The sequence below is a fragment of the Paenibacillus sp. XY044 genome (assembly GCF_002257645.1).
Taxonomy (GTDB): domain Bacteria; phylum Bacillota; class Bacilli; order Paenibacillales; family Paenibacillaceae; genus Paenibacillus_AQ.
The window spans coordinates 536,158-550,500 of record NZ_NQMO01000003.1; the positions used below are offsets into that span (position 1 = coordinate 536,158).

The window sequence follows — 14,343 nt, forward strand, 5'->3', positions numbered from 1 at the left end:
TCCCTGCTGCAGCGAGGGATACGGCGTTCTCTGGTTTGCCCGTCTATCATTCTGGCTGAAGCTTATGACCGCAGCTGCGGCAGAACTGATCCGAAAATGAGGCCGGCTCTCCGCATTTGGTGCAGTAGGCGCTTTTGGGAATCGAACTTGCACCGGCTGCCGGCTGAACGACCACAGTATGGAACTGCTGGCCGCAGAACGGGCAGTAGGTCGCGTCCGCGGGAAGCATCTTGCCGCATCCGCATTCCTTGAGGTTTTGCAGGTGCTGGATTTTCCGCTGGAGCTCTTCCACTTCTTCTTCCAGGGCAAAAATGGCTTCCCGGTATTTCTGGATCTCCGTGCTGGGGATGGTGCCGTCCGGTTTCTCCAATGACTGATGAACGATACGTCCGATTTCCGTATAATTTTTTTCGATTTCCTTTTCCTTCGTCGCCGCCTGAAACTTCAGTGTCGTGGATTCAACCGTGTTCTGCGCTTTCTTGCCGGCATCCGAAACGCCCTGCTTGATTTTGTTGAAAAAGTTGGACATGACGGGTTTTCTCCTCCTTGCGTCCGTGTTCTGATGAAGCCGCCGCATCCGTCACAGCGGTTCTTCATATCCGGTCCAGTCATTTGACTCGCTTTTATTGCTATTGTATGGCTCTTCCCAATGCATTATAACTGAGCCGGGGCGGAAGGGAAAGTCCCGCCATCGCCTTAAACCGCGTCATCCGCCAAGATCAGCATGATGCATAAAAACAAAATTTGGCGAAACAATGGTGACATTCAAGATGTCACCAATGTGCTGATACAATGATTCTACAGCGTGAAGAGGTGAAAACATGAACCGTATGGACCGTCTAATGGCGATTCTCATCGCTCTTCAGCAGGGAAATCAGACGGCAGCCGGGCTCGCCGCCAAGCTTGAAGTGTCGCGAAGAACCATTCTGCGGGATATGCAGGCCCTTTCCGAAATGGGCATCCCGCTTGCCGCGGTGAGCGGTCCCCAGGGCGGATATTCCCTGATGGAAGGTTACCAGTTGCCGCCGCTGCAGCTCAATTCCCGCGAAGCCCTCTGTCTGTTATTCGCGCTGGAAGGGCTGACCCGTTATGCGGATACGCCGTTCAATCCGGAACGGTGGACCGTGATGGACAAAATCAAGGCCATACTCCCCCGGGAAACCGCGGAAACGGTCCATCCGATGCTGGATCTCCTGGAAGTGGAAGTGCCCAAGCGAAAATATACCGTGCCGCACTTGAACGAGCTGCTGGATTATGCATCTCGCAATCAATGGGTATCGGTGTTCTATCACTCGATGAACCATCGGCGCAGGCTGCTGATCCATCCACTGAGGATATATGCCGCAAACGGGTTTTGGTACTGTGATGCCTTTTCGCAAACCCACGGCGAGCAGAGGATATTCCGGATCGACAGGATGACAGAGCTTCATCCGGAGGACCCGCCTGAAGTTGGGGAAGGGGATGGCGATCGTAATCCGGCTAATCCGGAGCCGCAAACGGTTCACATCAGGGCGAAGCTGACCTATAGGGGAATGCTTCAGGTCGAAAGGGACGAGCATGTCGGAGAGAAGATCAGCGCGATCGGGAACGAGGAGTGGCTGGCGGATTTTCATCTGCCGGTGTCGGAATGGCACTGGGCTGTGCAGCTTTTTTACTCGCTCGGTACGGAGGCAGAGGTGCTTGAGCCCGAGGCACTTCGCCGGGAGATTTGCGCCAAGGCTGCGAGTCTGCTGGCTGCCTATGAATCAGACTATACATAAGATGATGGAGGAGATGATCAGGTGCTAAAGGAAAATGAAGAAAATTCGCTTCAAATCGAACGTTACGAGGATGCCTGCGGATTGATCGCGCGTGTCGGCATCCTGCCGCTGGCCGGCTTGATTCCGGGGCATCCGTCCCTGGACGGCGTGACCCCCAAGGAGCACTGGCATACGGGAACCGAACGGGACCCCTGGCTGTGGCGAGCCCGGTTTCCCGGCGATGGGACGGCGGCTTACGGCAAGTTCATCAAAAAGAAAGCGGTGCTGATATCGGCGGATTGGTTTCCGATGGTGCAGCGGCTGCTTGGGTTTGATGAGGAACCCGAAGAGCGTTACCGGGATGGCTTGCTTTCAAAGCCGGCATGGGAGCTGTACCAGCTGATTCGGGACGATGAAGGGATCGAAACGAGGGAGCTGCGTGCCCGTGCAGACATGAAATCGCCGGACAGGAAAAAGGAGTTCGATCAAGCGCTGGCGGAGCTTCAGGGGCAGCTCGCGATCGTCATTTCCGGCGTCAAGGAGAAGCGGAACATTCTCGGAGAGAAAAACGGTTGGAGCAGCACCTCCTACCAGGCAACGGAGGATTGGATGCGTCAGTATGGTGTAGAGAGCTTCCGAGGAACGAGGGAGCAGGCGCAGACAGATCTGAAGTTGAATATGGAGGATGTATGCACGCCGGAAGCAGCAGCGTTTCTGCAAAAAGTGTTTGGCATCCGGTAATCAAAATTGAAGGAGGATATGTTGATGGGAGCAAAAGAAGGAAGCGTGGGCCGTATGGAAAAAGCCAGAGCGTTCGTGCTAGCCAACGCCCGGCTGCTGGATCGGCGGCGTTATGAAATGCTGTTCGAATGTGGATCCGCGGATGCGGTCATTACTGCGCTTAAGGCATACCAGAACCCTGACGGCGGGTTCGGGAACGCACTGGAACCTGACATGCGCACATCCGCTAGCCAGCCTGTGGCGGTGGAGCAGGCACTCTGGATCATGGAAGAGGCGAACCGGTTTGATGCGGATATCATTGCGGGAATCGCGTCATACCTTAAGTCGGTCACCATTCCGGTCACGGGCGGTTTCCCGCGGGCGCATCTGTCCGTCAATGAAGCACCGCATGCCCCTTGGTGGACAACGGCGGACGACCTGCAGGCGTCGCTGAATCCAACCGGAAATGTTCTTGGCCTGCTGTACAAGCAGACGGCAGTGAACGATTTCAAGGAAGAAGAGTGGTTCACGCGAAGCGTAGAATTCGTCTGGAACCGGATTCCCCAGGCCGATCAAAGAGATTATCATGACCTGCACCAATGTATCACTTTTTTACAGCACGCTCCGGATCGGGTAAGGGCGGCAGCGATGCAGGAGGAGCTGAACGACTGGCTCCGGCAGCCGGGCGTCATCGAGCTTGACCCCCGCGCTGAAGGCTATGTCCACAAAGTGCTGGACTGGGTGCCTGCGCCGGCCAGCTACGCCGCAAAGCTGATCTCTCCGGCGGATATCGAGCGCCATCTGGACGATTTGGAAACACAGCAGGAGGAAGATGGCGGATGGAAAGTATCCTTCCCGTCCATCAGTGCGGGCAATGAAGCCGAGTGGCGGGGGCTGATCACGGTAAACCGGCTGTTCACCCTGCGGGCATATGGAAGGCTGTAGTAAGGTCATAGAGTATTGTAAGTACACCAAGTGAACTTGCTAAATGTTCGCCAAAAAAGGACAGCTTTCCCTGTCCTTTGATTATTGTTACACCATGACTCTGCTCCCCGAGGGCTGTATCGACTCAGATGCACTTTCAGTATGTAGGACTAGATGGCCGGCATGACGTTGCCGCCGTTCACCGGAATGTAGGCACCGGTGATAAAGCTCGACAAGTCGGAAGCCAGAAACAATACGGCATTGGCAATTTCCTGGTCGGTGCCCCGGCGCTTGAGGGGAACGCTGCTCTCATACCCTTCGCTGACCTCGGTGTTGTTCTCCCTGTCGCGATCGCTGATGGTCCACCCGGGAGCGACTTGATTGACCGTGATGTTATGCTCACCGACCTCCTTCGCAAGAACGCGGTAGACGCCGTCCATGCCGCGCTTGCCGGCAACGTATGCGGATTGTCCGGGGAAGTTCTGCATGGAGCACTCGGTGTTGATGCCGATCATCCGTCCTTGCTTGCGCTCAATCATGGCCGGGATGAAGGCTTTGGCCAAAAGGACGTTCTGCAGCACGCAGGATTCGAACTGGCTCCGGTAATCCTCGACCGGCTGGTTCAGTACGCTGGTCCATTCATATTGAATGACAGCGTTTGCGACAACGATGTCGATGGTCTGCCACTCACCCAGCAGGCGGTCTCTCATCGCTGTGACCGATGCGGCATCGGTAATGTCGGCCTGAACGGCGATGCAGCGCCGGCCCAGCGCCTCGATTTCCTGTTTCAGCTCCAGCGCTTTCTGCTCATTGCCGCGGTAATGGACGGCCACGTCGGCTCCGGCACGGGCCAGTGTACGGGCCATGACCCGTCCAAGCTGGCCGGAGGCACCGGTGACCAAGGCGGTTTTTCCCGATAGATCTATGGATATCATCGAATGAATTGCTCCTCTCTCATGGTAGGTTATTTCGTACAAATCGTACCACCGGCATCCGGGAGCGTCAAATGGATGGGTGGCGGCATGTTGTATATACACAAAAAAAACACCCCGGCAGTCATGGGACCGTCAGGGTGCTGTCAGAGAATTAAGCCCAGTTTCCGTTTACAAATACCGGTTCTTCCTTGCCTTCGTGGGTGATTCCGTTAATGTTCATCTCGGAAGATCCCATCATGAAGTCGACATGCGTGATGCTTTGGTTCATGCCGTGAGCCTCAAGCTCATCCGGGGACATCGTCTTACCACCCTGTAAATTGAAGGCGTAAGAGCTGCCGATCGCCAGGTGGCAGGAAGCATTCTCATCAAATAATGTCGTGTAATACAGGATGTTGCTTTGCGAGATCGGAGACTGGAAAGGCACAAGGGCGACCTCGCCCAGATAATGCGAGCCTTCGTCCATTTCGATCAGGCGAGCAAGCGTATCCTGGCCTTCTTCCGCTCTATAATCCACGATGCGGCCGTTTTCGAATGTCAGTGTAAAGCGGTCGATAATGTTGCCGCCATAGCTGAGCGGTTTGGTGCTGCTGACCGTTCCGTTCACGCCGTTTTTGAGCGGGGCGGTAAAGACCTCTTCGGTCGGAATGTTGGCGACAAACGTCGTCCCCTGCTCATTGACGCTGCCTGCCTGAGCCCAAATATGACCTTCGGGAAGCTCGATGGTGAGATCTGTCCCCGGCGCCACAAAATGCAGCTTTTGATACTTCTTGGCGTTCAGCTCATCCGATTTTTTCTGCAGCGTATCGATGTGCTCCTCCCAAGCGGCGATCGGGTCTTCGCGATCCGCCCGGCATGCTTGGAAGATCGCGTCCCACAGCTTGTCGACTTGCTGATCTTTTGGCGCATCCGGGAATACCTTCGCGGCCCAATCCGGGGAAGGGAAGGCAACGCCCGTCCAGCTCATTTTATCTGCCTGCTGAAACTGGCGATATTTTGCCATCGCCTGGCCGTAGGTGCGCTGATAATCGGAAATTCGTCCGGGCTCCACGCCTTTCAGCAGGTCGGGATTGGAGGAGAGGACGGTCAGGAAAGCGGCTCCGTTCTCAGCGAGCTCGGTCATTTCGCCCGCATACCAAGTCGGGGCTTCAAGAAAAGATTCCGCCGGTGCAAGATCGTACCGGAGCCGGGTGACCGCCTCGTCGGTATAATTGACTTTGACGAGCTTGGCGCCGATCTCGTAAGCCTTGCGGACGATCAGGCGAACGAGCGGAGCTGCATCAATCGTTGCATTTACGACCAGCGTTTGCCCGGGCTGAACGTTCGCTCCGATTTTGACGGCCAGCTCGGCATAGTTGTTTAATTTGTCTTCAAAAGAGAGCATAGGCTCTACCTCCACATATGTATTCAATTCTTCCCCATTATAAATTAACCACTGGATAAATAAAACACCCGACTACAAAAGAGCCCTCCTGTAATCGTTCAGGAAGGCTCTTGCGGCTCCAATATTTCATCGTATGCAGAACAAGGATTCACAGCATTAATGGATCGATTGGAGTCAATCCTTAAAATGCCCAGTTTCCGTTTTTAAATACGGGCTCTTCCGAGCCGTCGGCGTTGACGCCGAAAATGTCCATCTCGCCCGAACCGATCATGAAGTCAACATGGGTCACGCTTGTGTTCAGGCCACGGGCAGCCAGCTGCTCCTGATTCATGTCCTTGCCGCCTTCAAGACAGAAGGCGTAAGCGCTGCCGATTGCCAAATGGTTGGAGGCGTTTTCGTCAAAAAGCGTATTGAAGTACAAAATGTTCGATTCGGAAATCGGGGATTGATGCGGCACCAGCGCGACCTCGCCGAGGTAGTGAGCACCTTCGTCCATTTCGACCAAGTGTTCCAGCGTCTCCTGTCCTTGCTCGGCAGTGACTTTTACGACCCGTCCATTCTCAAATGTAATCGAGAAGTTGTCGATGATGTTGCCTCCATAGCTCAGAGGCTTGGTGCTGCGCACTGTGCCGTTCACACCGGTTTTCAGCGGCGCTGTGAATACTTCCTCTGTCGGCATGTTGGCGACGAAGCTGTGGCCATTCTCGTTGATGCTCTCGCCGGCTGCCCAAATATGTCCTTCCGGAAGCTCGATCGTCAGGTCGGTTCCCGGTGCGATATAGTGCAGCTTTTTATATTTTTTGGCGTTCAGGACGTTTGATTTCTCCTCTAGCGTGGCAAGATGCTGTTTCCAGGCGCCGACCGGATCCTCTTGATCGATGCGCACCGTATGGAAAATGGCCTCCCACAACTTCTGGATCCGCTCAGACTCGGGAGCTTCAGGGAATACTTTCGCAGCCCATTCCGGCGAAGGAACGGCCACGATGGACCAACTGAACTTGTCGGCCTGCTGGTAAGCGCGATAGGGAGCCATCGCCTGGCCGCGCGTTTTTTGGTACATGGCGATACGTTCCTGCTTGATTCCTTTCAGCAGATCCGGATTCTCGGCAATGACGTGCAGCACCGCAGCACCGTTCTCCACCAGCTCGATCATTTCCCCGGCAGACCATTTCGGGGGAATCGCGAAGACCTCATCGTCGGCACGTTCATACTGCAGACGGGTAACGGTTTCGTCGCTCCAAATGACTTTGACGAGTTTGGCGCCCGCATCATACGCTTTTTCTACGATTAATCTGACAAATTCCGCCGACTGGATCGATGCGTTGACGACCAGCGTTTGGCCCTTCTGGACATTGACGCCTACACGTACGGCAAGATCGGCATATTTGTTTAATTGACTGATAAAATCGGTCATGGATTCATCCCTCCAGATACTGGTTATCAACTGACACAAGTAGTATTGTACTAAATTGTTCCGGATAATGAAAACATAAGCTCTGCCGTTTGATGGAAACGGCCGCCTCCATGGTATACTATAGAATCAAATACACCACATGAAGGAGCAATGGATTCATGGACTTTACAATTATCGCAGCCGAGATGAAGCTGGATGAGGAACAGCATTACGTAGGGCATACCATATTTACTTTGGAAGGGCAAAAGTCCAAGTATGAAGTTACCTTCTTCAGCAAGAGGGGCAACGATTGGGATTACAGCCTGAATTATGCGGACGAATCGGGCGTTGAAGAGGAGATGCTTCAGGCCGATGCGCGGCTCGATCAGGACGACGATCTGTTTGACGCGCTGCTCGATGCGGCGCTGGATACGATGAAAGATTCCGAATAAGCAGAAGGCTGGACGGAGCAGTCTATATTTTAAGCCATAAGGAAAGGTGAGCCGACGTGAATAATGCCGATGAACTGGGTTTATCTGAAAAGATGCAGGTCCATCTGAAAAAGAGCCTGTCCACCATCAAGGCGGATATCGAGCAAATGCTGGCGACGATCGACCAGAAGGAATGCTGCATTCTGAATGAATTTGAGCAGATACACAGCGTCTTTACCGACATGCAGATGACGGCCGCATCCTATTATTTGAATGCGTATTTGTCGCCTTATACAGATCGCTACATGGCATTGTCCACGGCCCTGCAGCATCTGTCGGAACGGAATCACGGGGCGCTTATCGTCGTCAAAAGAAACGATGCGTTCCCGACTCTGGTGCACTCCGGCATACCGGTCGGCGCGGACGTGTCGTATACCCTGCTGGAATCGATTTTTTATCCCGGGGGACCCCTGCATGACGGTGCGGTGCTGGTTGATAAGAACCAAATTGTCTCCGCCGGCAATGTGCTGCCGGTATCCAAAGCGCTGCGTGAAGGGAAACTCGGAACCCGCCACCGCGCCGCGCTTGGGCTGTCAGAAATAAGCGATGCGCTGATCCTAGTCGTTTCGGAGGAGACGGGCAGGGTTTCCTTTGCCCTGAACGGAACGCTGTATCCGGTACGCCCGGGGGAAATGGATTCGCGGCCGGTGTTCAGCCCGGATGTAGCAGTCCCCGGAGGGGATTGAAACAAGGTGCGAGGCAGCCTGCAGCTGCACTGCAGGATGAGGGGAAACTTGTGCATGTGGAGTGATCTAACGCATAATGGACATACATACATATTGCGTGTCCGTATGTGAGAGGATCGGCATCGGTGTCTTTGCACGTTTTTGTTCATATCGAGGAATGGATGGAACGAGGCAACGAATGCGGAGGGAAAGAGGTGCATCATTATTTTGTTTTACATCATATCGCTGATCGTTATTGCGATCGACCAACTGAGCAAGCTCTGGGTCCGCTCATCCATGGTTGTAGGGGGATCGAGATCCTTTCTTGACCCGTACATTCATTTTGAGTACTACCAAAATACCGGCGCCGCGTTCAGCTCGTTCCAAGGCTACGGCAAATTATTTGTGGTGTTCGCGGTGTTTGTTACGGCCGTCATTATCTATTATCGGACCAAGGGCGTGCTTAAAGGGACCTGGATGGAACTGGCCACGGGCTTTCTCGTCGGCGGGGCGATCGGCAATGCGATCGACCGGGTGCTGTTCGGCAAGGTCACCGATTTTATCGTTCTAGGTCGCATGACAGGTATCATGAATATCGCGGACATCGCGATCAATATCGGCATCGTGGCTATCATTCTGTCGGTGATTTTCCGCCGCGAGCCCAAACGGTCTTATTCCTAATACCGGATAGGCGGGAAATCAGAAACAATCATCGGCAAACAGCAGACTCCCGGGAAGCCGGGAGTTTTTCGCGAGCCCGGGTTTTTCGGCTGTAAAAGAAACAATTTGGCTACAATATGGTTAATAGTTTGGTAGCGTGATTGGTCATTCAAACAAGTCGAAGTGACGCCATCATGATATACGTACATATGGAGGTATGCAGATTGAAATCCAGATATTTGGCCGGGTATTCCCTGGCCGTGATGGGCGCAGGTTTCCTCGTTATGCTTTTCCTGCCGCAAAATTCGTGGGTTAAGCTGCTGCTCGGGGGCTTTGAAGCCGGACTCGTCGGCGGATTTGCCGACTGGTTTGCGGTTACCGCCTTGTTCCGCCATCCGATGGGGATTCCGATCCCACATACGTCGTTGCTGCTCAAAAACCGCAACAAAATCGTCAATTCGCTCATTTCCGCATTGGAAACCGAGCTTCTGAACAAAGAGAGCATTTCGTCCAGGCTCCGGCAGATGAAGCTGTTCCAGTCCGTCTCGACCGGGCTGTTCAAGCTGATCCGACGGAAAGAGGTACGCGTGAAGCTGCTGTCTTCACTGGAGGAGTCTATTCGTGAACTGCCTCTGGAGAAGGCGGCCCCGCACATTCGGGACATGGTTCTTCGGTACGTTCAGAGCCGGAATATTTCTGAATTGTTGAACCGCGCGGTCAAAGAGACCGAGGCGCATCAATTGGACGAAAAAGTGCTGGACTACGGGCTGTTGTATGCCGCGGAATGGGTCAACAATCCGGATCATGAAATGATGCTCGGCAAGCTCGCACATGCCAAACTGGATGAGCTTCAGCTTGGAGGCATGAAGGGCTTTGCCGTGCAGGCCATGCTGGGCTTTATGAACGAGGACAAAATGGGAGCGATCCTGAAGAAGCTGATTTTATCGGCATTGCTCGAAGTGGCGAATCCGGAAAGTCCATCCCGGGAACGGATTGTCCAGGGCATCCGGGAGCGCTTGGCGCAGGTGGCGGACAGTCCGGAAACGGAAAGCCGCGTAAAGAGCTGGCTGGATGGCAAGCTGAGCACTGATGCTGCGGAAGCATGGATCGCCGGCCAGTTGAATCAACTGCGGGAACGTACGCTGCAGTGGCTGGAAGCTGAACGGCAGCATGGCGGCCGCATATGGATCCGTCTGTTCCGCTGGTGCCATGACTTACTGAATTCGAAGGAAGAGTTGACCCATCGATGGGAACAAGGGGTTCTGGCGATGATCGTTCAGCTGGTGGAATCGAATTATTATCGGATCGGCGTTCTGGTGCGGGAAAATCTGGACAAGCTGGACGATCAGACGCTCGTCAACATGCTGGAGGAGAAGATCGGCAGCGACCTGCAGTGGATCCGGGTAAACGGCGCGATTTGCGGTTTCGTGATCGGCATCGTGCTGAGTGCCATTCATTTGTTGATTTTAAACGGGTAATTAAGGGGAAGGGACAGGTGAACAAAATGAATAAGAACCAACTGGGAGCATCGGAGCTGAACATCAGCGAGATCGGGCTGGGCTGTATGTCCTTGGGAACCGAAGTGGCACATGCCGAGCGAATCGTTCATGCGGCGCTGGAGCGAGGCGTGAATTTTCTGGATACCGCAGACCTCTATGACAGCGGCCGAAATGAAGAAATTGTCGGCAAGGCGATCCGCGGACGCCGACAGGACATCGTTCTCGCGACGAAGGTAGGAAACCGGAGAGTTCCTGGAAAAGAAGGCTGGGTGTGGGATCCGTCCAAAGCGTATATCCGCTCTGCGGTAAAAGAGAGCCTTCGCCGCCTTCAAACGGACTATATCGATCTGTACCAGCTCCATGGCGGAACCCTGGACGATCCGATGGATGAGACGATCGAAGCGTTTGAGGAACTGAAGCAGGAAGGCGTGATTCGCTATTACGGCATTTCATCGATCCGTCCGAACGTGATCCGTGAATACGTAAAGCGCTCGGGAATCGTCAGCGTCATGAGCCAGTACAGCATCCTGGACCGCCGTCCGGAGGAAGAGGTGCTGCCTTTACTTGCCGAGCACAACATCAGTGTCATCGCCCGCGGTCCGGTGGCTTCAGGCGTTCTGACCGGGCAGGGAGGAGCGAAGGTGGAGAAGGGGTATCTGGATTACAGTCCGGACGAGCTGATTCAGATTCGGGAACAGTTGCAGCACCTGGTTAAAAATGACCGGAGTATGGGGCAAACCGCGATCCGGTACGCCCTGGCGAATCCGGTGGTGGCGACGGCCATCGCGGGGGCAAGCTCGCTGGAGCAGTTGATCCACAATACCGCGGCTGGAGACGTTCCGGTGCTGTCTGACGAGGAGATCGAACGAATCCGCAGCTTCAGCAAGGCCAATCAATATACGGCGCACCGGTAACCATAACTTTCACATCGCTCGGATTCATAAGAAAGGAGCCGTACCCTGGTCACGAACGACCTTGGACAGCTCCTTTTTCGTATAAAACAGTTTTGGAGAACCATACCCGACTATACGTTCTGAGTAAGCTTTAAGGCCGCCATCAAATCCGCTCTGCGTTCCGTCCGATTGACAAACAGCTCGCCGTTCTGGATATGATCGATGTACAAAATACCGTCAAGATGGTCCATTTCATGCTGAATGCATCGTGCTAAATAATCTTCCGCCTCCATCACGACCGTTTTGCCTTCACGGGTTAACGTACTGATTTTCACGTATTTCGCCCGCTTCACGAGTCCAGTATAACCGGGGTAGGATAAACAGGCTTCCAGCCCGATCTGCTCCCCAGCGTGCTCCAGCAGCAGCGGATTGATCAGCTCGATGAGCCCATCCCCGCAGTCCATTACGATCACCCTGCGGAGTATACCGATCTGCGGTGCGGCCAGACCTGCCCTGCCATCTTCCGCGTACAGGGTGTCTGCCATATCATCCAGCAGCTTGTGGATTCTCGGCGTCATTTCCGTTACCGGCTTGGCTTTTTTGCGGAGAATAGCATCTCCGAAGGGAAGAATTTCTTTTTCAGACATGTTCGTTACCTCCGATTCCAATAGCGTCTAGGCCCCTTTGACGGTCGAAGGGGTGTGATGCCATAAGTCGCTAGGAGTGCAGTCGAGCGCCGTGCACAGCGCATCCATCGTATCGGCCTTCATCTGCTTCGGGTTGCCGTTCAGCAGGGCGCTGATCGAGGGCGGAGACAGCTCGTAGCCGGCTTTGTCTTTCAATACACGGGCCAGCGCGGCTCCCGTCCATATTCCGCGTTCTGCCATCACTTGGCGCAGCATCCATATGAGCATCGCATTCAAACCACCTTTGTTTGTTCAGTATATGACTTTCCAGTATATTAGGTGTCAACTAATATATTTAAGTATGAACTAATATAGCACAGCCGTTGGCAAAAGGGAAGATCGAACCATTTTTCCGCTTCAACACATCCTAGACGTTGAAATTCAGCGCTCTTCACAGGATATAGGTATAACCAGCGATTGTTTAGGAGTGATTTCCGATCTTTTACGACCGGGTTCTCTGTAAAATATAGCCATTCTGTGTAGGGGAATTTGTAGAAATTTGACTGACGGGAAGTGCTTTCATAAACATTAAATTTTTTTTGACGTATCTGTTGTCTAAGCTGGAATCTCTAGTATAATGGTAACGAAAGCCAATCAAGAAGGGATGCGTGATGCATGAAGTTCAGCGAGTACGAATACAAGCGGCCAGACGTGAAAGAAATTGAACAACGGTTTAAACAACTGATCCAGCAGTTCGAGCAGGCGGCTTCCTTTGAAGAGCAGGACAAGGCCATGTCCGATATCAACAAGCTGCGCAGCGAATTCGAAAGCATGGCAGAGCTTGCCGTCATTCGTCATTCCATCGATACGAACGATGAATTTTATAAGGCCGAACAAGAATACATCGATGAAGCGAGTCCGGTCTATCAAGAATACATAACCGATTATTACAAAGTGTTGGTAGAGTCCAAATTCAGAAGTGAACTCGAAGCCAAGTGGGGAACGCACTTGTTCAAGCTCGCCGAGCTGGCCCTCAAGTCCTTCCACCCGGATATCATTGAGGATATGCAGCTCAATAACAAGCTTGCGACCGAGTACAGCCAACTGATCGCCTCCGCGAAGATTCCGTTCGAAGGTGAGGAGCGCACGCTGTCCCAGCTGCTCCCGTTTGAGCTGTCGCCGGACCGAGACCTGCGCCGGAGAGCGTCGGAAGCGAGATATTCGTTTATGGCGGAGCATGAGCAGGATTTTGACCGGATCTACGATGAATTGGTGAAAACCCGGAACCGGATGGCCCAAAAGCTCGGTTATAAAAACTTCGTCGAGCTTGCATACATCCGCATGAACCGTACGGATTATGATGCCGAAATGGTGGCCAACTTCAGGAAGCAGGTGCTGGAGCACATCGTTCCCGCAGCCCAGAAGCTGAAGGAACGCCAGCGCGAGCGGATCGGCGTGGAATCCCTGCGGATCTATGACGACAATTTCAGCTTCAAGACCGGGAACGCAACGCCGAAAGGGGATGCGGACTGGATTCTGGAACAAGGGAAGAAGATGTATGCGGAGCTGTCCCTTGAAACCGACGAATTTTTCAAATTCATGGTGGACCGGGAGCTGATGGATCTCGTCAGCAAAAAGGGAAAGCAAAGCGGCGGTTACTGTACGTTTATCAGCAAATACGAATCACCGTTCATTTTCTCCAATTTCAACGGCACTTCAGGGGATATCGACGTTCTGACGCATGAAGCCGGTCACGCCTTCCAGGTCTATTCCAGCCGTCATCATCAGGTGCCGGAATACTTGTGGCCTACGTATGAATCGGCCGAAATCCATTCCATGAGCATGGAGTTCTTCACTTGGCCGTGGATGGAAAACTTCTTTAAGGAAGACACGGAGAAATACCATTTTGACCATCTGTCCAGCGCACTTCTTTTCATTCCGTACGGGGTATCCGTCGACGAATTCCAGCACTTCGTGTATGAGAATCCGGACGCGACGCCGGAGGAACGCAAACAAGCTTGGCGCGAAATCGAGAAGAAGTATTTGCCGCACCGGCAGTACCCGGACAACGAATACCTGGAACGTGGCGGCTTCTGGCACAAACAGGGGCATATCTTCCAGGCGCCGTTCTATTACATCGATTATACGCTGGCGCAAATTTGCGCGTTCCAGTTCTGGAAGAAGATGAACGAGGACCGCGAAACGGCTTGGGCGGATTACCTGAGACTGTGCCAGGCGGGAGGAACCCGTTCTTTTACCGGACTAGTGGAGCTGGCTGGACTGCAGTCGCCGTTTGAAGACGGCTGCGTTGCATCCGTGATCGGCGTCATTGAGAACTGGCTGAACAGCGTGGACGATAAGGCGCTGTAAGCAAGGGATTGCCATAGAATTGATGAAAGCAGGCATTGGGGTTTTTA

At 53.5% G+C, this 14,343-nt stretch carries 15 protein-coding genes; 9 read left to right on the plus strand and 6 right to left on the minus strand.

Annotated elements, in window-relative coordinates; genetic code table 11:
* Positions 1-46: 46 nt before the first annotated feature.
* The gene (locus CJP46_RS16125) at positions 47-529 is read right to left on the minus strand and encodes a zinc ribbon domain-containing protein (protein ID WP_094596612.1); all 483 of its coding nucleotides are present in this window, start codon (positions 527-529) and stop codon (positions 47-49) included.
* 292 nt (positions 530-821) lie between these two features.
* Between CJP46_RS16125 and CJP46_RS16130 the strand changes: the two genes are divergently transcribed.
* From CJP46_RS16130 to CJP46_RS16140, 3 genes are read left to right on the plus strand one after another with little or no spacing between them, the layout of a single operon-like run.
* On the plus strand, positions 822-1,760 hold the full coding sequence (locus tag CJP46_RS16130; protein WP_094596613.1) for a helix-turn-helix transcriptional regulator: 939 nt from the start codon (positions 822-824) through the stop codon (positions 1,758-1,760).
* A 21-nt stretch (positions 1,761-1,781) separates the two neighbouring features.
* The gene (locus tag CJP46_RS16135; protein WP_256992364.1) at positions 1,782-2,480 is read left to right on the plus strand and encodes an AlkZ-related protein; all 699 of its coding nucleotides are present in this window, start codon (positions 1,782-1,784) and stop codon (positions 2,478-2,480) included.
* Positions 2,481-2,504: 24 nt separating this feature from the next.
* Positions 2,505-3,404 carry a hypothetical protein gene (locus CJP46_RS16140; protein ID WP_256992365.1) on the plus strand — a complete coding sequence of 300 codons (900 nt, stop codon included), beginning with the start codon at positions 2,505-2,507 and terminating at the stop codon, positions 3,402-3,404.
* 149 nt (positions 3,405-3,553) lie between these two features.
* Here the strand turns inward: CJP46_RS16140 and CJP46_RS16145 are convergent, their stop codons facing one another.
* From CJP46_RS16145 to CJP46_RS16155, 3 genes are all read right to left on the minus strand, one after another.
* Positions 3,554-4,318 carry an SDR family NAD(P)-dependent oxidoreductase gene (locus CJP46_RS16145; protein WP_373557999.1) on the minus strand — a complete coding sequence of 255 codons (765 nt, stop codon included), beginning with the start codon at positions 4,316-4,318 and terminating at the stop codon, positions 3,554-3,556.
* A gap of 151 nt (positions 4,319-4,469) precedes the next feature.
* Positions 4,470-5,699: an aminopeptidase gene (locus CJP46_RS16150; protein ID WP_094596614.1), complete on the minus strand. Its 1,230-nt coding sequence runs from the start codon at positions 5,697-5,699 to the stop codon at positions 4,470-4,472.
* A gap of 181 nt (positions 5,700-5,880) precedes the next feature.
* The gene (locus tag CJP46_RS16155) at positions 5,881-7,113 is read right to left on the minus strand and encodes an aminopeptidase (protein ID WP_094596615.1); all 1,233 of its coding nucleotides are present in this window, start codon (positions 7,111-7,113) and stop codon (positions 5,881-5,883) included.
* Between the two features lie 158 nt (positions 7,114-7,271).
* Between CJP46_RS16155 and CJP46_RS16160 the strand changes: the two genes are divergently transcribed.
* The 5 genes from CJP46_RS16160 to CJP46_RS16180 all read left to right on the plus strand — a co-directional run bounded on the left by CJP46_RS16160 (position 7,272) and on the right by CJP46_RS16180 (position 11,321).
* Positions 7,272-7,544: a hypothetical protein gene (locus CJP46_RS16160; RefSeq protein ID WP_094596616.1), complete on the plus strand. Its 273-nt coding sequence runs from the start codon at positions 7,272-7,274 to the stop codon at positions 7,542-7,544.
* A 56-nt stretch (positions 7,545-7,600) separates the two neighbouring features.
* Positions 7,601-8,269 carry a sporulation-specific diadenylate cyclase CdaS gene (gene cdaS / locus CJP46_RS16165; protein WP_256992367.1) on the plus strand — a complete coding sequence of 223 codons (669 nt, stop codon included), beginning with the start codon at positions 7,601-7,603 and terminating at the stop codon, positions 8,267-8,269.
* Between the two features lie 207 nt (positions 8,270-8,476).
* Entirely contained in the window at positions 8,477-8,929 is a 453-nt protein-coding gene (gene lspA, locus CJP46_RS16170; protein WP_256992368.1) for a signal peptidase II, read from the plus strand.
* Between the two features lie 203 nt (positions 8,930-9,132).
* A complete protein-coding gene (locus CJP46_RS16175) occupies positions 9,133-10,386 on the plus strand; it encodes a DUF445 domain-containing protein (RefSeq protein ID WP_179281184.1) in 1,254 nt (417 codons plus the stop codon).
* A gap of 26 nt (positions 10,387-10,412) precedes the next feature.
* Positions 10,413-11,321, plus strand: coding sequence for an aldo/keto reductase (locus CJP46_RS16180; protein ID WP_094596906.1), 909 nt, complete (start codon positions 10,413-10,415; stop codon positions 11,319-11,321).
* A gap of 110 nt (positions 11,322-11,431) precedes the next feature.
* Here CJP46_RS16180 and def read toward each other — a convergent pair whose 3' ends face one another.
* Both def and CJP46_RS16190 read right to left on the minus strand, forming a co-directional pair.
* Positions 11,432-11,947 (minus strand): peptide deformylase, encoded by a 516-nt coding sequence (gene def / locus CJP46_RS16185; RefSeq protein WP_094596618.1) that lies wholly within the window; start codon positions 11,945-11,947, stop codon positions 11,432-11,434.
* Positions 11,948-11,974: 27 nt separating this feature from the next.
* Positions 11,975-12,214, minus strand: a complete 240-nt coding sequence (locus CJP46_RS16190; RefSeq protein WP_094596619.1) for a helix-turn-helix domain-containing protein — start codon at positions 12,212-12,214, stop codon at positions 11,975-11,977.
* Between the two features lie 387 nt (positions 12,215-12,601).
* Here CJP46_RS16190 and CJP46_RS16195 point away from each other — a divergent pair, with 387 nt between their 5' ends.
* On the plus strand, positions 12,602-14,296 hold the full coding sequence (locus CJP46_RS16195) for a M3 family oligoendopeptidase (protein WP_094596620.1): 1,695 nt from the start codon (positions 12,602-12,604) through the stop codon (positions 14,294-14,296).
* Positions 14,297-14,343 lie beyond the last annotated feature (47 nt).